Source organism: Enterobacter sp. PL_is514, assembly GCF_055816715.1.
Genome location: NZ_JBVPGN010000033.1, coordinates 262,662 through 280,944 on the forward strand (window position 1 = coordinate 262,662; position 18,283 = coordinate 280,944).

17 protein-coding genes are annotated in these 18,283 nt (G+C 58.6%); 15 read left to right on the top strand and 2 right to left on the bottom strand.

Annotation, left to right across the window (positions count from 1 at the left end; all coding sequences use genetic code 11):
• Positions 1 to 34: 34 nt before the first annotated feature.
• Complete coding sequence (gene hpaR, locus AC0TNG_RS14275; RefSeq protein WP_023334396.1) at positions 35 to 475, bottom strand: homoprotocatechuate degradation operon regulator HpaR; 441 nt, start codon at positions 473 to 475, stop codon at positions 35 to 37.
• Between the two features lie 270 nt (positions 476 to 745).
• On the opposite strand from hpaR, the gene hpaG reads away from it, so the two are divergent.
• From hpaG to yjiA, 14 genes are all read left to right on the top strand, one after another.
• The gene (hpaG, locus tag AC0TNG_RS14280; protein ID WP_473712608.1) at positions 746 to 2,023 is read left to right on the top strand and encodes a 4-hydroxyphenylacetate degradation bifunctional isomerase/decarboxylase; all 1,278 of its coding nucleotides are present in this window, start codon (positions 746 to 748) and stop codon (positions 2,021 to 2,023) included.
• Positions 2,020 to 3,486 (top strand): 5-carboxymethyl-2-hydroxymuconate semialdehyde dehydrogenase, encoded by a 1,467-nt coding sequence (gene hpaE / locus AC0TNG_RS14285; RefSeq protein ID WP_032649920.1) that lies wholly within the window; start codon positions 2,020 to 2,022, stop codon positions 3,484 to 3,486. Before hpaG ends, hpaE begins: the two co-directional genes overlap by 4 nt.
• Before the next feature lie 2 nt (positions 3,487 to 3,488).
• Complete coding sequence (hpaD, locus tag AC0TNG_RS14290) at positions 3,489 to 4,340, top strand: 3,4-dihydroxyphenylacetate 2,3-dioxygenase (RefSeq protein ID WP_041911312.1); 852 nt, start codon at positions 3,489 to 3,491, stop codon at positions 4,338 to 4,340.
• A 9-nt stretch (positions 4,341 to 4,349) separates the two neighbouring features.
• Positions 4,350 to 4,730, top strand: coding sequence for a 5-carboxymethyl-2-hydroxymuconate Delta-isomerase (locus AC0TNG_RS14295; protein ID WP_473712607.1), 381 nt, complete (start codon positions 4,350 to 4,352; stop codon positions 4,728 to 4,730).
• A 216-nt stretch (positions 4,731 to 4,946) separates the two neighbouring features.
• Complete coding sequence (gene hpaH / locus AC0TNG_RS14300) at positions 4,947 to 5,750, top strand: 2-oxo-hept-4-ene-1,7-dioate hydratase (protein WP_024908290.1); 804 nt, start codon at positions 4,947 to 4,949, stop codon at positions 5,748 to 5,750.
• Between the two features lie 9 nt (positions 5,751 to 5,759).
• The gene (gene hpaI / locus AC0TNG_RS14305) at positions 5,760 to 6,557 is read left to right on the top strand and encodes a 4-hydroxy-2-oxoheptanedioate aldolase (RefSeq protein ID WP_061716009.1); all 798 of its coding nucleotides are present in this window, start codon (positions 5,760 to 5,762) and stop codon (positions 6,555 to 6,557) included.
• A gap of 21 nt (positions 6,558 to 6,578) precedes the next feature.
• Positions 6,579 to 7,931 carry a 4-hydroxyphenylacetate permease gene (gene hpaX, locus AC0TNG_RS14310; protein WP_473712606.1) on the top strand — a complete coding sequence of 451 codons (1,353 nt, stop codon included), beginning with the start codon at positions 6,579 to 6,581 and terminating at the stop codon, positions 7,929 to 7,931.
• Complete coding sequence (gene hpaA / locus AC0TNG_RS14315) at positions 7,903 to 8,793, top strand: 4-hydroxyphenylacetate catabolism regulatory protein HpaA (protein WP_024908293.1); 891 nt, start codon at positions 7,903 to 7,905, stop codon at positions 8,791 to 8,793. The genes hpaX and hpaA overlap by 29 nt, the downstream gene beginning before the upstream one ends.
• A gap of 196 nt (positions 8,794 to 8,989) precedes the next feature.
• Positions 8,990 to 10,552: a 4-hydroxyphenylacetate 3-monooxygenase, oxygenase component gene (hpaB, locus tag AC0TNG_RS14320; protein ID WP_008501307.1), complete on the top strand. Its 1,563-nt coding sequence runs from the start codon at positions 8,990 to 8,992 to the stop codon at positions 10,550 to 10,552.
• Positions 10,553 to 10,569: 17 nt separating this feature from the next.
• Positions 10,570 to 11,082, top strand: a complete 513-nt coding sequence (locus tag AC0TNG_RS14325; protein ID WP_024908295.1) for a 4-hydroxyphenylacetate 3-monooxygenase reductase subunit — start codon at positions 10,570 to 10,572, stop codon at positions 11,080 to 11,082.
• Positions 11,083 to 11,260: 178 nt separating this feature from the next.
• The gene (locus tag AC0TNG_RS14330) at positions 11,261 to 12,178 is read left to right on the top strand and encodes a helix-turn-helix transcriptional regulator (protein WP_024908296.1); all 918 of its coding nucleotides are present in this window, start codon (positions 11,261 to 11,263) and stop codon (positions 12,176 to 12,178) included.
• Positions 12,179 to 12,369: 191 nt separating this feature from the next.
• Positions 12,370 to 14,523 carry a carbon starvation CstA family protein gene (locus AC0TNG_RS14335; RefSeq protein WP_032649928.1) on the top strand — a complete coding sequence of 718 codons (2,154 nt, stop codon included), beginning with the start codon at positions 12,370 to 12,372 and terminating at the stop codon, positions 14,521 to 14,523.
• Positions 14,524 to 14,588: 65 nt separating this feature from the next.
• Complete coding sequence (locus tag AC0TNG_RS14340) at positions 14,589 to 14,792, top strand: YbdD/YjiX family protein (protein WP_003856610.1); 204 nt, start codon at positions 14,589 to 14,591, stop codon at positions 14,790 to 14,792.
• Positions 14,793 to 14,802: 10 nt separating this feature from the next.
• Positions 14,803 to 15,756, top strand: a complete 954-nt coding sequence (gene yjiA, locus AC0TNG_RS14345; RefSeq protein WP_473712605.1) for a GTPase — start codon at positions 14,803 to 14,805, stop codon at positions 15,754 to 15,756.
• 68 nt (positions 15,757 to 15,824) lie between these two features.
• Here yjiA and AC0TNG_RS14350 read toward each other — a convergent pair whose 3' ends face one another.
• Positions 15,825 to 17,183: an esterase-like activity of phytase family protein gene (locus tag AC0TNG_RS14350; RefSeq protein ID WP_473712604.1), complete on the bottom strand. Its 1,359-nt coding sequence runs from the start codon at positions 17,181 to 17,183 to the stop codon at positions 15,825 to 15,827.
• Positions 17,184 to 17,594: 411 nt separating this feature from the next.
• On the opposite strand from AC0TNG_RS14350, the gene AC0TNG_RS14355 reads away from it, so the two are divergent.
• The gene (locus AC0TNG_RS14355; RefSeq protein ID WP_024908300.1) at positions 17,595 to 18,140 is read left to right on the top strand and encodes a YfaZ family outer membrane protein; all 546 of its coding nucleotides are present in this window, start codon (positions 17,595 to 17,597) and stop codon (positions 18,138 to 18,140) included.
• The last annotated feature ends 143 nt before the right edge of the window (positions 18,141 to 18,283 follow it).

Genomic DNA, 18,283 nt, shown 5'->3' on the forward strand with positions numbered 1-18,283 from the left:
AACTTTACGAAAATCATCCTGGAATTTGGGGTTTTTACTCTTCTTCCCGCGCTGCGTTATGCCGGTTTCCGAGTTCAATAAACTCTTCCAGCAGCGCCGTCAGCTGTTTCATCTTCTCCGGCGTATATTCCGCCTCAATCTGCTGATACGCCTCTTCGACCTGCGCCTGAGCGTGTTCATACAGCGCATTCCCCTCTTTGGTCAGCGACACGTACAGCTTGCGCTGGTCGTTCACCGGCTTTAGGCGCAGCACCAGGCCGTCACGTTCCATGCGCGTCAGAATACCGGTCAGGCTCGGGCGCAGGATGCAGGTGCGAAACGCCAGATCGTGAAAATCCATCGACGGATGTTCAGCCAGCACGCGCACAATGCGCCACTGCTGCTCGGTCAGATTATGGCGCTTCACGATCGGGCGGAAGTAGGACATCGCTGCTTCCCGCGCCTGCAGCAGCGCGATGGTTAATGAATCATGCATAGCCTCTTCCCTTCTCATCATTAACAAGTAAACAATCACTAAAAGATGTTTTTATAAACAACACGTTTTCCATCAAAAAGTCTAACAGAAACCCATCGATTTTGTTAACTCACTGATTTTAATGCACATAAAACTCAATATGTAAATTTATTGTTATTCATATCACAAATTTTTCACTTCTGATTGCGAAATGAGCAGCAAAAGCATAAAACCAGATCATTAACATATTAATGAAATCCAAACAGGACATCCGGCCTGAGGAGTATGTGAATGAAAGGTACCGTTTTTGCCGTCGCCCTCAACCATCAAAGCCAGCGTGAAGCCTGGCGTGAGGCATTTGAAAAAGCCCCCTACAACACGCCGCCGAAAACAGCCGTGTGGTTTATCAAACCCCATAACACCGTGATTCGTGCGGGCGAACCCATTCCGTTCCCGCAGGGGGAAAAGGTGCTCAGCGGCGCCACGGTGGCGCTGGTCGTGGGTAAAACCGCCAGCAAGGTACGCGTGGAGGACGCTGCGGAATATATTGCGGGATACGCGCTCGCCAACGAGGTGAGCCTGCCGGAAGAGAGCTTCTATCGCCCGGCCATCAAGGCCAAATGTCGTGATGGATTCTGCCCGCTCGGCGAAATGGTCGCCGTTGATAACGTAGATAACCTGACCATCATCACCGAGATCAACGGCCGCGAAGCGGACCACTGGAACACCACCGATCTTCAGCGTAACGCTGCCGAACTGCTGAGCGCCCTGAGCGAGTTCGCCACCCTCAATCCCGGCGATGCGATCCTGCTCGGTACCCCTCACAGCCGCGTTGAGATCCGCCCGGGCGATCGCGTGCGTATTCTGGCGGAGGGCTTTCCGCCGCTGGAAAACCCGGTGGTGGATGAGCGCAATGTCACTATTGCGCACAGCACGCCGCCGCACGCCACGCTGTTTGCCCTCGGTCTGAACTATGCCGACCACGCCAGCGAGCTGGACTTCAAGCCGCCCACCGAGCCGCTGGTCTTTATCAAAGCGCCAAACACCTTCAACGGTGACAACCAGACGTCGGTGCGTCCGAACAATATCGAATACATGCATTACGAAGCGGAGCTGGTGGTGGTCATCGGTAAAACCGCGCGTAAGGTCAGTGAAGCCGATGCGATGGACTATGTTGCGGGCTACACGGTCTGCAACGACTACGCCATCCGCGACTACCTGGAAAACTACTACCGCCCGAACCTGCGGGTGAAAAGCCGCGACGGGCTGACCCCCATTTCCCCAAACATCGTGCCAAAAGCAGCCATTCCCGACCCGCACAACCTCGCCCTGCGCACCTTCGTTAACGGCGAGCTGCGTCAGGAAGGCACCACGGCGGATCTGATCTTCAGCATCCCGTACCTGATTGCGTACCTGAGCGACTTTATGACCCTGCAGCCGGGCGACATGATTGCCACCGGCACGCCGAAGGGGCTCTCCGACGTGGTGCCGGGCGATGAGGTGGTGGTGGAAGTGGAAGGCGTTGGACGCCTGGTGAACCGAATTGTGAGTGAGGAGACGGCAAAATGAAAAAGATAAACCATTGGATCAACGGTAAAAACGTCGCGGGCAGCGACTACTTCCACACTACTAACCCGGCCTCCGGCGAGCTCCTGGCAGAAGTTGCCTCCGGCGGTGAAGCTGAAATTCACCAGGCCGTTGCCGCCGCCAAAGAGGCGTTCCCGAAGTGGGCCAACCTGCCGATGAAGGAGCGCGCGCGCCTGATGCGTCGTCTGGGCGATCTGATCGACCAGAACGTGCCCGAGATCGCCGCCATGGAAACCGCCGACACCGGCCTGCCGATCCACCAGACCAAAAACGTGCTCATTCCACGCGCCTCGCACAACTTCGAGTTCTTCGCCGAGGTGTGCCAGCAAATGAACGGCAAGACCTACCCGGTTGACGACAAGATGCTCAACTACACCCTGGTGCAGCCGGTGGGCGTCTGCGCGCTGGTGTCGCCGTGGAACGTGCCGTTTATGACCGCCACCTGGAAGGTCGCGCCCTGTCTGGCCTTAGGTAATACCGCCGTGCTGAAGATGTCCGAACTCTCCCCGCTGACCGCCGACCGTCTGGGCGAGCTGGCCCTCGAAGCGGGGATTCCGGCGGGCGTGCTGAACGTGGTGCAGGGCTACGGCGCGACGGCAGGCGACGCGCTGGTGCGTCATCACGACGTGCGCGCGGTCTCCTTCACCGGCGGCACCGCCACCGGGCGCAACATCATGAAAAATGCCGGGCTGAAGAAATACTCCATGGAGCTGGGCGGCAAATCCCCGGTGCTGATTTTTGAAGACGCGGATATCGAGCGCGCGCTGGACGCCGCCCTGTTCACCATCTTCTCCATAAACGGCGAGCGCTGCACCGCGGGCTCCCGCATCTTTATCCAGCAGAGCATCTACCCGGAATTCGTGAAGCGCTTTGCCGAGCGAGCCAACCGCCTGCGCGTGGGCGACCCGACCGATCCAAATACCCAGATTGGCGCGCTGATTAGCCAGCAGCACTGGGAGAAAGTCTCCGGCTATATCCGCCTCGGCATCGAGGAAGGCGCAACCCTGCTGGCGGGCGGCCCGGACAAACCGACCGACCTGCCTGCATACCTGAAAGGCGGCAACTTCCTGCGCCCGACCGTGCTGGCGGATGTTGATAACCGCATGCGCGTGGCGCAGGAGGAGATCTTCGGGCCGGTGGCCTGCCTGCTGCCGTTCAAGGACGAAGCGGAAGGGCTGCGCCTGGCCAACGACGTGGAGTACGGCCTGGCGTCGTACATCTGGACCCAGGACGTCAGCAAGGTGCTGCGCCTGGCGCGCAATATCGAAGCAGGCATGGTGTTCGTCAACACCCAGAACGTGCGCGACCTTCGCCAGCCGTTTGGCGGCGTGAAGGCCTCCGGCACCGGCCGCGAGGGGGGCGAGTACAGCTTCGAGGTGTTCGCGGAGATGAAGAACGTCTGCATCTCCATGGGCGACCATCCGATTCCAAAGTGGGGGATCTGAAAATGGGTAAATTAGCGTTAGCAGCGAAAATCACCCACGTGCCGTCGATGTACCTTTCCGAGCTGCCGGGCAAAAACCACGGCTGCCGCCAGTCGGCCATCGACGGACACAAAGAGATCAGCAAGCGCTGCCGGGAGCTGGGCGTCGATACCATTATCGTCTTCGACACCCACTGGCTGGTGAACAGCGCCTACCACATCAACTGTGCGGACCATTTTTCGGGCGTCTACACCAGCAACGAGCTGCCGCACTTTATCCGCGACATGACTTACGACTACGACGGCAACCCGGAACTCGGCCAGCTGATTGCCGACGAGGCGGTGAAGCTTGGTGTGCGCGCCAAAGCGCACAACATTCCGAGCCTGAAGCTCGAGTACGGCACGCTGGTGCCGATGCGCTACATGAACGCGGATAAGCACTTCAAAGTGATCTCCATCTCGGCGTTCTGCACGGTTCACGACTTCGCCGACAGCCGCAGGCTAGGCGAGGCCATCGTCAGCGCTATAGAAAAATACGACGGCACCGTGGCGGTGCTCGCCAGCGGCTCGCTGTCGCATCGCTTTATCGACGACCAGCGCGCGGAAGAAGGGATGAACAGCTATACCCGCGAGTTCGACCGCCAGATGGACGAGCGCGTGGTGAAGCTGTGGCGCGAGGGTCAGTTTAAGGAGTTTTGCAGCATGCTGCCGGAGTACGCCGACTACTGCTACGGCGAGGGCAACATGCACGACACGGTGATGCTGCTGGGCATGCTCGGCTGGGACAAATACGACGGCAAGGTGGAGTTTCTCACCGAGCTGTTCGCCAGCTCCGGCACCGGCCAGGTCAACGCCGTTTTCCCTCTGCCCGCGTAAGGAGCCACCATGCCGCACTTTATTGCTGAATGTACCGACAACATCCGCCAGCAGGCCGACCTGCCGGCGCTGTTCGCCAAAGTGAACGAGGCGCTCGCCGCCACGAGCATCTTCCCGCTCGGCGGTATCCGCAGCCGCGCCCACTGGCTGGACACCTGGCAGATGGCCGACGGCAAGCACGATTACGCCTTTGTCCATATGACGCTGAAGATTGGCGCGGGGCGCAGTCTGGAGAGCCGGGAAGCCGTGGGGGAGATGCTGTTTGGGCTGATCAAAGCGCACTTTGCGGAACTGATGGCGAGCCGCTATCTGGCGCTGTCGTTTGAGCTCGACGAACTGCACCCGACGCTTAATTACAAACAGAACAACGTGCACGCGTTGTTTAAGTAGACATCTTTTCCGCCCGGTGGCGCTGCGCTTACCGGGCCTACAACGGCTCGAACGTAGGCCGGGTAAGCGCAGCGCCACCCGGCGACAACAGCACGCCCAGTCCCCTCGCCCCTATGGGGAGAGGGTTAGGGTGAGGGGAAATCGCTGCGGCCTGATGCCCTCACCCCGACCCTCTCCCACGGGGAGAGGGAGAAAACAATACAACAGGATATCGCCATGCTCGACAAACATACCCATACCCTGATCGCCCATCGTCTGCATCAGGCGGAACAGTCCCGGGAGCAGATCCGCGCGATCTCGCTGGACTATCCGGAGATTACGATTGAAGACGCCTACGCCGTCCAGCGCGAATGGGTGAGCCTGAAGATCGCCGAAGGCCGCGTGCTGAAGGGCCACAAGATCGGCCTCACCTCCAAAGCAATGCAGGCCAGCTCGCAAATCAGCGAGCCGGACTACGGTGCGCTGCTGGACGACATGTTCTTCCATGACGGCAGCGACATTCCCGTCGATCGCTTCATCGTCCCGCGCATTGAAGTGGAGCTGGCCTTCGTACTGGCAAAACCGCTGCGCGGCCCGAACTGCACGATCTTCGACGTCTACAACGCCACGGATTACGTCATCCCCGCGCTGGAGCTGATCGACGCCCGCTGCCACAACGTCGACCCGGAGACCCAGCGTCCGCGCAAGGTCTTCGACACCATCTCCGATAACGCCGCCAACGCGGGGGTGATCCTCGGCGGCCGTCCGATTAAGCCCGACGAGCTGGATCTGCGCTGGATCTCCGCCCTGCTCTACCGCAACGGCGTCATCGAAGAGACCGGCGTGGCCGCAGGCGTCCTGAACCACCCGGCCAACGGCGTGGCGTGGCTGGCCAACAAGCTTGCGCCGTACGACGTGCAGCTTGAGCCTGGCCAGATCATTCTCGGCGGCTCGTTTACCCGCCCGGTGCCCGCCAGCAGAGGCGACACCTTCCACGTCGATTACGGCAACATGGGCTCCATCAGCTGCCGCTTTGTCTAGGAGAGCACGATGCAAAACGCATTTAAAGCGGCGCTGAAAGCAGGCCGTCCGCAAATTGGGTTATGGCTGGGGCTGACCAGCAGCTACAGCGCCGAGCTGCTGGCCGGAGCAGGCTTCGACTGGCTGCTGATCGACGGCGAACACGCGCCGAACAGCGTGCAGACCGTCTTAACCCAGCTGCAGGCTATCGCCCCTTATCCCAGCCAGCCGGTGGTCCGCCCGTCGTGGAACGACCCGGTGCAAATCAAACAGCTGCTGGACGTGGGTGCGCAAACCCTGCTGGTACCGATGGTGCAAAACGCCGACGAAGCGCGGCTGGCAGTACGTGCCACCCGCTACCCGCCTGCGGGCATTCGCGGCGTCGGCAGCGCCCTGGCGCGGGCGTCGCGCTGGAACCGCATCCCGGACTACCTGCAGCAGGCCAACGAAGCCATGTGCGTGCTGGTGCAGATTGAAACCCGCGAGGCGCTGAAAAACCTGCCGCAGATCCTGGACGTGGAAGGCGTTGACGGCGTGTTTATCGGCCCGGCGGATCTGAGCGCCGACATGGGCTTTGCCGGCAATCCGCAGCACCCGGAGGTGCAGGCCGCCATCGAGCAGGCGATCGCGCAGATACGCGCCGCCGGTAAAGCCCCCGGCATCCTGATGGCGAACGAGCAGCTGGCTAAACGCTACCTTGAACTCGGCGCGCGGTTTGTCGCCGTCGGCGTCGACACCACCCTGCTCGCCCGCGGCGCGGAAGCGCTGGCGGCACGTTTTATCGAACAACCGGTTACGTCAGTTAATAACAATAAATCCGTCTACTAAACGTAAGATCTGGAGCGCACCATGACGACCTCTACCCTGCAAGCCCATGATAATAAAGCTGTTGAACACCGCGTAATTCACAAGCTGTTCCGGCGTCTGATCGTCTTTCTCTTTATCCTGTTTGTCTTCTCGTTCCTCGATCGCATCAACATCGGCTTCGCCGGGCTGACGATGGGTAAAGATCTGGGCCTCACGTCAACCATGTTTGGCCTGGCCGCGACGCTGTTTTACGTCACCTACGTGCTGTGCGGCATCCCGAGCAACATCATGCTGGCGAAGATCGGCGCGCGGCGCTGGATCGCCGGGATCATGGTGGTGTGGGGCATCGCCTCCACCTGCACCATGTTCGCCACCAGCCCTGAAACGCTCTATGTCCTGCGCATGCTGGTGGGCATTGCCGAAGCCGGCTTCCTGCCGGGGATCCTGGTCTATCTCACCTGGTGGTTCCCGGCCTATCACCGCGCCCGCGCCAACGCGCTGTTTATGATTGCTATGCCGGTCACCATGATGCTCGGCTCGATCCTCTCCGGGTACATTCTGGCGATGGACGGGCTGTGGAACCTCAAGGGATGGCAGTGGCTGTTCCTGCTGGAAGGGCTGCCGTCGGTGGTGCTCGGCGTGGTGACCTGGTTTTACCTCAACGACACGCCGGACCAGGCCACCTGGCTGGATGACGACGAAAAACAGGCGCTGAAAACGATGATCGCCCGCGAGCAGGAGCTGGCCGTAACGCAGCCTGCCTCGGCACGCTCTACCCTGCGCGAAGTGCTGACCCCGGCGGTGCTGCTCTACACGCTGGCCTACTTCTGCCTGACCAACACGCTGAGCGCGATCAACATCTGGACGCCGCAGATCCTGCAAAGCTTCAACACGGGAAGCAGCAACATCGTCATCGGCCTGCTGGCGGCGATCCCGCAGTTCTGCACCATCCTCGGGATGATCTGGTGGAGCCGCCGTTCCGACAGGCTGAAAGAGCGAAAAAAGCACACCATCCTGCCGTATCTGTTCGCGGCGGCGGGATGGATGCTGGCCTCCGCGACGGATCACAGCCTGATCCAGCTGCTTGGCATCATCATGGCCTCAACCGGATCGTTTACCGCCATGGCGATATTCTGGACCACGCCGGATCGGGTTATTAGCCTGCAGTCCCGCGCGGTGGCGCTGGCGGTGATCAACGCCATCGGCAACGTCGGATCCGCCGTCAGCCCATTGCTGATTGGGATCCTGCGCGACGCGACCGGCAGCTTCAGCTCGGGGCTGTGGTTCGTGGCCGGGCTGCTGGTGGTCGGCGCGCTGGTGCTGACGCGCATTCCGATGACGCAGCGGGATCAACAGAGGAACGCTCATGTGCCAGAGCCCTATCGCCAACATTGATATCAGCAAGGAGTACGACGAAAGTCTGGGCACCGACGATGTGCACTACCAGTCGTTCGCCCGCATGGCGGCCTTTTTTGGCCGCGACATGCAGGCGCATCGTCACGACCAGTACTTTCAGATGCACTTTCTCGATACCGGGCAGATTGAGCTCCAGCTCGACGATCACCGCTACTCGGTGCAGGCCCCGCTGTTCGTCCTCACGCCGCCGTCGGTGCCGCACGCGTTTATCACCGAATCCGACAGCGACGGGCACGTGCTGACGGTGCGTGAGGATCTGATCTGGCCGCTGCTGGAGGTGCTTTACCCCGGCACGCGGGAGGCGTTCGGCCTGCCGGGGATCTGTCTTTCGCTTTCCGACAGGCCGGACGAGCTGGCGGCGCTGAAGCACTACTGGCAGCTGATTGCCCGGGAATCCACGGAGCAGCTGCCCGGGCGCGAGCATACCCTGGTCCTGCTGGCGCAGGCGGTGTTTACCCTGCTGCTGCGCAACGCGAAGCTCGACGACCACGCCTCAGGCGGCATGCGCGGCGAGCTGAAGCTGTTCCAGCGCTTTACCCAGCTGATCGACACCCACTACCACCAGCACTGGACGGTGCCGGAATACGCCAGCGAGCTGCACCTGACCGAATCTCGCCTGACCGATATCTGCCGCCGCTTCGCCAACCGCCCGCCAAAACGCCTGATCTTCGACCGCCAGCTGCGGGAGGCCAGGCGCTTGCTGCTCTTCTCCGACAGCACCGTCAGCGAGATTGCCTGGCAGCTGGGGTTCAAAGATCCGGCCTATTTCGCCCGATTTTTTAACCGCTTAGTGGGGTGCTCGCCGAGCGCGTATCGGGCGCAGAAAGTACCGGTTTCCTGAACGCATCACGGTTCGTAGGGCGGGTAAGCGCAGCGCCACCCGCCGAAAAGCCGCACAGATCACAAAACCACATCCCACCCGAAAAGTACCCGTCGTTGTCCCAATCGTCCCTTCACGTTACGTCCCTCTCAGGCTTCAATTAAACAACAAAAACAAAACATAAATTTAACAACCCTATTCCGATACGAGGTCCCCTATGAAGCCTGAAGAGTTCCGCGCTGATGCCAAACGCCCGTTAACCGGCGAAGAGTATTTAAAAAGCCTGCAGGACGGTCGTGAGATTTATATCTACGGCGAGCGCGTCAAAGACGTCACCACCCATCCGGCGTTTCGCAATGCGGCAGCCTCCATCGCACAGATGTACGACGCGCTGCACAAGCCGGACATGCAGGACACGCTCTGCTGGGGCACCGACACCGGAAGCGGCGGCTATACCCACAAGTTCTTCCGCGTGGCGAAAAGCGCCGACGACCTGCGCCAGCAGCGCGACGCCATCGCCGAGTGGTCGCGCCTGAGCTACGGCTGGATGGGCCGCACGCCGGACTACAAAGCCGCGTTCGGCTGCGCGCTGGGCGCCAACCCGGCCTTCTACGGCCAGTTCGAGCAGAACGCCCGGAACTGGTACACCCGCATTCAGGAAACCGGCCTGTACTTTAACCACGCCATCGTTAACCCGCCGATCGACCGCCACAAGCCAGCGGACGAGGTAAAAGACGTCTACATCAAGCTGGAGAAGGAGACCGACGCCGGGATTATCGTCAGCGGTGCGAAAGTGGTGGCGACCAACTCGGCGCTGACCCACTACAACATGATCGGCTTCGGCTCCGCGCAGGTGATGGGCGAAAACCCGGACTTCGCGCTGATGTTCGTCGCGCCGATGGATGCCGAGGGCGTGAAGCTGATCTCCCGCGCCTCCTACGAGATGGTGGCAGGCGCAACCGGATCCCCGTACGACTACCCGCTCTCCAGCCGCTTCGACGAGAACGACGCCATCCTGGTGATGGATCACGTGCTGATCCCGTGGGAAAACGTGCTGATCTACCGCGATTTCGACCGCTGCCGTCGCTGGACGATGGAGGGCGGTTTCGCCCGCATGTACCCGCTGCAGGCATGCGTGCGTCTGGCGGTGAAGCTCGACTTCATCACCGCCCTGCTGAAAAAATCCCTGGAATGCACCGGTACCCTGGAGTTCCGCGGCGTGCAGGCGGATCTCGGCGAAGTGGTGGCCTGGCGCAACATGTTCTGGGCGCTGAGCGACTCCATGTGTTCTGAAGCCACCCCGTGGGTCAACGGCGCTTACCTGCCGGATCACGCCGCGCTGCAGACCTACCGCGTGATGGCGCCGATGGCCTACGCCAAGATCAAGAACATCATCGAGCGTAACGTCACCTCCGGGCTGATCTACCTGCCGTCCAGCGCCCGGGATCTGAACAACCCGCAGATCGACCAGTATCTGGCGAAATATGTGCGCGGCTCCAACGGCATGGATCACGTCGAACGCATCAAGATTTTGAAGCTGATGTGGGACGCCATCGGCAGCGAGTTTGGCGGTCGTCACGAGCTGTACGAAATTAACTACTCCGGTAGCCAGGATGAGATTCGCCTGCAGTGTCTGCGCCAGGCGCAGAGCTCCGGCAACATGGACAAGATGATGGCGATGGTCGACCGCTGCATGTCCGAATACGATCAGCACGGCTGGACCGTACCGCACCTGCACAACAACAGCGATATCAACATGCTCGACAAGCTGCTGAAATAGCGCAGCGGGAGGTTGCAATGCATTCAGATGAACAACGCCTGCGTTTTCGCGACGCAATGAGTAGCCTGTCGGCGGCGGTCAATGTGATCACCACCGAGGGTGAGGCCGGACGCTGCGGCATCACCGCTACCGCCGTCTGCTCGGTCACGGACACGCCGCCGTCAGTGATGGTGTGTATCAACGCCAACAGCGCCATGAATCCGGTATTTCAGGGTAACGGCAGGCTGTGCGTTAACGTGCTGAACCACGAGCAGGAGATCATGGCTCGCCATTTCGCCGGGATGACCGGAATAACGATGGAGGAGCGCTTTGCCCTCTCCTGCTGGCAAAAAGGCCCGCTGGCGCAGCCGGTACTCAAGGGCGCGCTGGCCAGCCTTGAAGGCGAGATTAGCCAGGTGCAAACCATCGGCACGCATCTTGTCTACCTTGTTGAAATTAAAAACATCATCCTGAGTGACGCAGGACACGGCCTGATCTACTTCAGGCGCCGTTTCCACCCGGTTATGCTGGAGGCGGAAGCCGCCTTGTAATCCCCCTCGCGCTGGCCTTTTTTTCCGGCCAGCGCCGCTTTCTACAAAAACTCCTAAGGTTTCCGCTAAATCACGCCGTTATATAACCATAAGAGAAATTTTCTGTGCCTGAATACTGACATTCTGTGTCAGTGCACCCGCATCATTCAGCGCATACCTAAATATACAGGATGACCTTATGGCTAAAACGACGCGGAGCCGCTCGGCTGAACGTCTGGTCGATATTCTGGTTGAGCTACATTTAAACGGTGTGGTAAACCGCAGTGCGCTAATGGAGAAATTCAAAATTACCGAGCGTACCGTCTACCGGGATTTAAATGCCCTCTCTCCCATTGTTGAACATACCGGTAACGGGCTATATCGACTGATCCATTCGGCACAATCGCCTGGCGGACAGGGCTTACATCACACTCTTGCTAACTTCCTGAATGCTGATAGCTTTTTCCCTGAAAGAAATACGGAATTCTGGCAGAATCTTGAAACGCGCGTTGACGAAAACCATATTCTTATTCTTGCGAATGAAGCCGAACACACGGTACAACGTGATATTCGCCGTCATTTAACGAAAATCGAGAGATCGATTAAAAACCATAATGTTTGTCAGATTGTTTATAAGGGGAAAACCCGTCTGATTAATCCCTATAAACTCATTAACAAAAAAAATATATGGTATTTACAAGCCACCGAAAATAGCCGCCTGAAATCCTTCTCATTGAGTCAGATTAGCTGGTTTGATATTCAGAAAACGACCTTCACCCCGGAAGAAAATGTCCTTGCGCTGCTGGAAAAAAGCCTCGACCCCTGGGTCTCTGAAAATACTTTCGCGGTGAAAATATTCATCAAAGATAATATTTCACATTACTTCCTGCGTCGCGATCTTCTGCCAGAACAAGAGCTGCTGGCGGAGCAACAGGGCGGCGTCACGCTGCGCTGCCAGGCGGCCCACGAGAACCAGATCCTGCCGCTGCTGTTCTACTGGCTGCCTCATATTCAGATTCTGGAGCCGAACTGGCTGAAGGAAAAACTGCTCGGAACGCTGGAGCACTATCTGGCGGTGGAGCGCAACCCGAATAATCAAGTGATCTCAATCACATAATTTCGCCCCCTGGCGGCGAGCCGAAACCGCTCGTCGCCGCCTTTGACCGCTCACCTGGCACTTTCAACCACTCATTCATTTACCGTCCTTTACACGCGCGAGGATCTGGCACGATCGCTCCAGCATTAATCAATACCTCCTCACAACGAACCCTGACCCTTTTTTCTTTACATAAAAAACCAGGTCTTACTATGGATACTAAAAAACTACTGAAGCACGTGCCCTGGGCCTTACTCGGGATCCTCGGCGCTTTTTGTCTGGCGGTTGTCGCATTACGCCGGGGCGAACACGTAAGCGCCCTGTGGATCGTGGTCGCGTCCGTTTCCGTCTATCTTGTTGCTTATCGCTACTACAGCTTGTACATCGCGCAGAAGGTTATGAAGCTCGACCCGACGCGCGCCACTCCAGCGGTCATTAACAATGACGGCCTGAACTACGTGCCAACCAACCGCTACGTGCTGTTTGGTCACCACTTTGCCGCTATCGCCGGTGCAGGCCCGCTGGTGGGCCCGGTGCTGGCCGCGCAGATGGGCTACCTGCCGGGTACCCTGTGGCTGCTCGCTGGCGTGGTGCTGGCGGGTGCGGTGCAGGACTTTATGGTGCTGTTTATCTCTTCTCGCCGTAACGGCGCCTCTCTGGGTGAGATGGTTAAAGAGGAGATGGGCCGCGTGCCGGGGACTATCGCCCTGTTCGGCTGCTTCCTGATTATGATCATCATCCTCGCGGTGCTGGCCCTGATCGTGGTGAAAGCGCTGGCTGAAAGCCCGTGGGGTGTCTTCACCGTCTGCTCAACCGTGCCGATTGCGCTGTTCATGGGTATCTACATGCGCTTCCTGAGACCGGGACGCGTAGGTGAGGTGTCAGTGATCGGTATCGTGCTGCTGGTGGCCTCCATCTACTTCGGCGGCGTGATTGCGCACGACCCGTACTGGGGTCCGGCGCTGACCTTCAAGGACACCACCATTACCTTCGCGCTGATTGGCTATGCGTTTATCTCCGCGCTGCTGCCGGTCTGGCTGATTCTGGCCCCGCGCGACTACCTGGCGACCTTCCTGAAAATCGGCGTTATCGTCGGTCTGGCGATCGGTATCCTGGTGATTAACCCGGATCTGAAAATGCCGGCAGTGACGCAGTACATCGACGGTACCGGCCCGCTGTGGAAAGGCGCCCTGTTCCCGTTCCTGTTCATCACCATTGCCTGCGGTGCGGTCTCCGGCTTCCACGCCCTGATCTCCTCCGGTACTACGCCTAAGCTGCTGGCGAACGAGAAAGACGCGCGTCTGATCGGCTACGGCGCGATGCTGATGGAGTCCTTCGTGGCGATCATGGCGCTGGTTGCAGCGTCCATCATCGAACCGGGTCTGTACTTCGCGATGAACACCCCGCCGGCGGGTCTCGGCATCACCATGCCAAACCTGCACGAGATGGGCGGTGACAACGCGGCGCTGATTATGGCGCAGCTGAAAGACGCCAGCGCACACGCGGCGGCGACCGTCAGCTCCTGGGGCTTCGTGATTTCGCCTGAGCAGATCATGCAGACCGCGAAAGACATCGGCGAACCGTCCGTGCTGAACCGCGCCGGTGGCGCTCCTACACTGGCTGTCGGTATCGCACACGTGTTCCACAAAGTGCTGCCGTGGGCGGACATGGGCTTCTGGTACCACTTCGGTATTCTGTTCGAAGCGCTGTTCATCCTGACCGCGCTGGACGCCGGTACCCGTGCGGGCCGCTTCATGCTGCAGGATTTGCTCGGTAACTTCGTGCCGTTCCTGAAGAAAACCGACTCTCTGGTAGCGGGCATTCTGGGTACGGCGGGCTGCGTCGGCCTGTGGGGCTACCTGCTGTATCAGGGCGTTGTCGACCCACTGGGCGGCGTGAAGAGCCTGTGGCCGCTGTTCGGTATCTCTAACCAGATGCTGGCTGCCGTGGCGCTGGTGCTCGGCACCGTGGTCCTCGTGAAGATGAAACGCACCAAATACATCTGGGTAACGGTTGTTCCTGCGCTGTGGCTGCTGCTCTGCACCACCTGGGCGCTTGGCCTGAAGCTGTTCAGCGCCAACCCGCAGCTGGAAGGCTTCTTCTTCATGGCTAACCAGTACAAAGAGAAGATTGCCGCAGGCGGCGCGGATCTGACCGCGCAGCAGATTGCCAACATGAACCATATCGTGGTGAACAACTACACCAACGCGGGTCTGAGCATTCTGTTCCTGGTGGTGGTGTACAGCATTATCTTCTACGGCATCAAAACCTGGTTGAAAGTGCGTAACGCTGAAGGCCGTACGGACAAAGAAACCCCGTACGTGCCGGTGCCGGAAGGCGGCGTGAAGACCTCTTCACACCATTAATCCAGCATGTAACTGTAGGCCCGGATCGCTGCGCGCCACCGGGCTTTTTCTTATCAGGACCCGTTATGTTTGGTAACTTAGGCGAAGCAAAAAAATACCTCGGTCAGGCGGCGAAAATGCTGATTGGCATTCCGGACTATGACAACTACGTTGAGCATATGAAGACCAACCATCCGGATAAGCCGTACATGACCTACACCGAATTCTTCCGCGAGCGTCAGGAAGCGCGCTACGGCGGAAGTGGAGAAGGCGGCGTCCGCTGCTGCTAAAGGAGAGACCATGACCCCGATTGCCGTTACCCTGCTGACCGGTTTCCTCGGCACCGGTAAAACCACCCTGCTGCGCCACATCCTGAATGAACAGCACGGTTTTAAAATCGCCGTCATCGAAAACGAATTTGGCGAAGTCTCCGTAGACGACCAGCTGATTGGCGATCGCGCCACGCAGATCAAAACCCTGACCAACGGCTGTATCTGCTGCACCCGCTCTAACGAGCTGGAAGACGCCCTGCTGGACCTGCTCGACAGCCGCGATCGCGGTGAAATCGACTTTGACCGCCTGGTGATCGAGTGCACCGGCATGGCCGACCCCGGCCCGATTATTCAGACCTTTTTCTCTCATGAGATCCTTTGCCAGCGCTATCTGCTGGACGGCGTCATTGCCCTGGTCGATGCGGTCCACGCCGATGAGCAGATGAATCAGTTCACCATCGCCCAGTCTCAGGTGGGCTACGCCGACCGCATCCTGCTGACCAAAACCGACGTGGCGGGCGAAAGCGTTAAGCTTCGCGAGCGCCTGACGCGCATCAACTCCCGCGCGCCAATTTACACGGTGACGCACGCCGATATCGACCTGTCCCAGCTGTTCAACACCAACGGCTTTATGCTGGAGGAGAATGTCACCGCAAAACCGCGCTTCCACTTTATGGGAGACAAGCAAAACGACGTGGCGTCAATTGTGGTGGAGCTGGATTATCCGGTGGATATCAGCGAAGTCTCCCGCGTAATGGAGAACCTGCTGCTGTCGTTTGCCGACAAGCTGCTGCGCTACAAAGGGATGCTGTGGATTGACGGCGAGCCCAACCGCCTGCTGTTCCAGGGCGTGCAGCGCCTGTACAGCGCCGACTGGGACCGACCGTGGGGCGATGAACCGCCGCACAGCGTGATGGTGTTTATAGGCATCCAACTGCCGGAAGAGGAGATTCGTGCGGCGTTTGCGGGTCTGAAGAAATAGCCTCCCCGCTTAACTATGCGCTCCGAACAATCCCCTCTCCCCTGTGGGGAGAGGGGTGAGCGGTAAACTTATTTCACCGCCTCCGGCAGCGTCACAATCCACAGCTCGCTGTCGGACTCCGGCTTCTTCAGCGGCTTCACGCTGAGCGTGGTTTCCACCGGCTTATCATCCAGCGTCAACTTGCCTTCCGCGTTCACCCGATAATCCTTGAGCTTCTTGCCCTCGACCGGGTTTTGCATCGCCACCTTCACGCCAAAGTCGTTATCGTTCGCCACCGCAAGCGTTTTGCTGTCGATAAGCGCCAGCCCTTCAGCCTTCTCCTGCTGCCAGCCCAGCGCGCGGAGATCGACCACCTGCATTTTTGCCGCGAGGGTAATCCCGCGCTGCGCCAGGGTTTTCTCATCATCAAATTCCGGGTACTCGCCCGGCTTGTCAAAGGCGGAAAGATCGCTCGCCTTGCTGAGATCCACCTTGTAAATCAGGTTACGCATCCCGTCGTTTTTATCGCTTCCCTGCTCAATCAGCAGGATGTGCTGATTATCGAGCGCCACGATGTCGCCGATTTTGGCGTCGCTGTTTTTATCGTAGGCCGCGCTGTCGATGGGGTAACCGTACATCGCGGTTTTGCCGGTCGCCGGGTCGAAGCTCACCAGTCGGGTGAACAGCGCCTGCTTTTTGCTTTTACCGTCGATGTCCAGCGTGCTTTGCACGGCGGCGATAATCCGCCCGTCCGGCATTCGGGTCAGGCCTTCAAAGCCCCGGTTGGGCTGGCGCCATTTGATGATGTTTGGCAGACCGCCCGCGATGGATTTTTCCCCTTCCGCGGCCTGCGGCCCGTGGATCGCGAGGATCTTGCCTTTGCTGTCGACGTTAATCAGGAACGGGCCGTACTCGTCGCACAGCCAGTAGCCGCCTTTGCCGTCCGGCGTGATGCCTTCCGTATCCAGTCCGCGGTTGTCACCCTTGAGCGTCTTTAAGGTATCGCTGAACGCCACTTCATTGGTGGAACCAATCACGCCGCTTTGCAGCGGCAGACCGTTAATCTCGCCTTTATCGTCATGCAGCGGGCGGGCATCCGTTGCCTCTGCTTTGCCGTTCTGAACGCGGATGGTCATCAGCAGCGGCGCGAAATCTGGCGTGACAAATATTTTGGCTTCGTTTTTACCCATTTTTGGCGCATCGGCGTTGGGACCGCGATCGGTCACGGTCGCAAACGTCAGGGCGTCGCCCTGCTTGCCCGTAAACAGCAGGCCAGAGCCAATCCCTACCGGGAGCCCGTTCGGGAACGCATCGGCAAACGCTCCGCTGTATTTCACATGCGAGCCGTCAGGGAAGCTGACGACATAGCGCTCAGCGGTAGGCTGTGCCGCCAGGCCAGAGAAAGAGAGCGCACAACCGATAAGCACAGGAATAATTTTTCTTTTCATATTGTTAGCATCCAGTTAGTGAAGCCAACAACGTAAAGAATAAACGTGTCAGAAAAATGACATGGAAAGGCAACCGGCATGGGCGAGTGAACGTATATTCAATGCCCGGAAATGTAAGGTTGTGTTGTATTGTGTGACAACTGAAATACTTTTGGAAATTATTAGAAACTCAATTAATTCACCTCTAATCACTATCCCTTCTTCGTTCAGTTTATGTTTAGTCAAAAAATTAAACGGTGCCTAAACGTCCGAACATCACGCGTTGACACCTCGACAATCAAACATCGATGCAACATTTCAAATAAAAAAGTTAACAATATCAGCATAAAACAGCGACCTTCATCACATTTGCAGTCATAAACATCGCTTGTTAAGGTGCCCCCAGATGAATTTAATGACGAGGCATAAAACATGAAAAAACTGAATATCCTTCTTCTTTCTGCTCTGACCGCCCTCTCGGGTTCCGCTCTGGCAATGGGTGGCAGCATTGAGCAGGGTAAAAACTTTACCAACCTCAACCTCGAAATGGGGAAATCCTCATCCGGCCTGTATGCCGAAAGCAACTGGCTTAAAAACACCGATGACGGTACCCAGACCGGCGGCGTAGGCGCAGGCTACAACCTGGAAGTGGGCCCGGTAATGCTGAATGCGGGTGCCAAAGCCATCTACATCGGCCCGAAAAAAGGCGATAACGGCGTGGCGTTCCCCATCGGTGGTGGCGTAAACGTTGCCCTGACCGACAGCATCCACGTGTACGGTGAAGGCTACGTGGCGCCAGAAGGGCTGAACAACAGCGTGAAAAACTACGTGGAAGCCAATGGTGGCGTAAGCTGGACGCCGATCGCGCCGGTGACCCTGAAAGTGGGCTACCGCCACGTGAGCGTTGATGGTAAAGACGGTCGTCCGAACCACACGCTGATTGACGGCGCATATGTAGGCGGTGGAGTGTCCTTCTAAGCCTGTGTGTGCGTTTCGCCCGGCGGCGCTACGCTTGCGCGGGCCTACAATCAAAGGGGCAATATATTAAAATTGTTGCACATTGTAGGCCGGGTAAGCGCAGCGCCACCCGGCAAGAAAGGCGATGACAGTGTTCATAGTAA

Excerpts from the sequence above, each read along its gene's own strand:
- hpaR (WP_023334396.1), bottom strand. The coding sequence starts at position 475 with ATGCATGATTCATTAACCATCGCGCTGCTGCAGGCGCGGGAAGCAGCG.
- hpaG (WP_473712608.1), top strand. The coding sequence starts at position 746 with ATGAAAGGTACCGTTTTTGCCGTCGCCCTCAACCATCAAAGCCAGCGT.
- hpaE (WP_032649920.1), top strand. The coding sequence starts at position 2,020 with ATGAAAAAGATAAACCATTGGATCAACGGTAAAAACGTCGCGGGCAGC.
- hpaD (WP_041911312.1), top strand. The coding sequence starts at position 3,489 with ATGGGTAAATTAGCGTTAGCAGCGAAAATCACCCACGTGCCGTCGATG.
- AC0TNG_RS14295 (WP_473712607.1), top strand. The coding sequence starts at position 4,350 with ATGCCGCACTTTATTGCTGAATGTACCGACAACATCCGCCAGCAGGCC.
- hpaH (WP_024908290.1), top strand. The coding sequence starts at position 4,947 with ATGCTCGACAAACATACCCATACCCTGATCGCCCATCGTCTGCATCAG.
- hpaI (WP_061716009.1), top strand. The coding sequence starts at position 5,760 with ATGCAAAACGCATTTAAAGCGGCGCTGAAAGCAGGCCGTCCGCAAATT.
- hpaX (WP_473712606.1), top strand. The coding sequence starts at position 6,579 with ATGACGACCTCTACCCTGCAAGCCCATGATAATAAAGCTGTTGAACAC.
- hpaA (WP_024908293.1), top strand. The coding sequence starts at position 7,903 with ATGTGCCAGAGCCCTATCGCCAACATTGATATCAGCAAGGAGTACGAC.
- hpaB (WP_008501307.1), top strand. The coding sequence starts at position 8,990 with ATGAAGCCTGAAGAGTTCCGCGCTGATGCCAAACGCCCGTTAACCGGC.
- AC0TNG_RS14325 (WP_024908295.1), top strand. The coding sequence starts at position 10,570 with ATGCATTCAGATGAACAACGCCTGCGTTTTCGCGACGCAATGAGTAGC.
- AC0TNG_RS14330 (WP_024908296.1), top strand. The coding sequence starts at position 11,261 with ATGGCTAAAACGACGCGGAGCCGCTCGGCTGAACGTCTGGTCGATATT.
- AC0TNG_RS14335 (WP_032649928.1), top strand. The coding sequence starts at position 12,370 with ATGGATACTAAAAAACTACTGAAGCACGTGCCCTGGGCCTTACTCGGG.
- AC0TNG_RS14340 (WP_003856610.1), top strand. The coding sequence starts at position 14,589 with ATGTTTGGTAACTTAGGCGAAGCAAAAAAATACCTCGGTCAGGCGGCG.
- yjiA (WP_473712605.1), top strand. The coding sequence starts at position 14,803 with ATGACCCCGATTGCCGTTACCCTGCTGACCGGTTTCCTCGGCACCGGT.
- AC0TNG_RS14350 (WP_473712604.1), bottom strand. The coding sequence starts at position 17,183 with ATGAAAAGAAAAATTATTCCTGTGCTTATCGGTTGTGCGCTCTCTTTC.
- AC0TNG_RS14355 (WP_024908300.1), top strand. The coding sequence starts at position 17,595 with ATGAAAAAACTGAATATCCTTCTTCTTTCTGCTCTGACCGCCCTCTCG.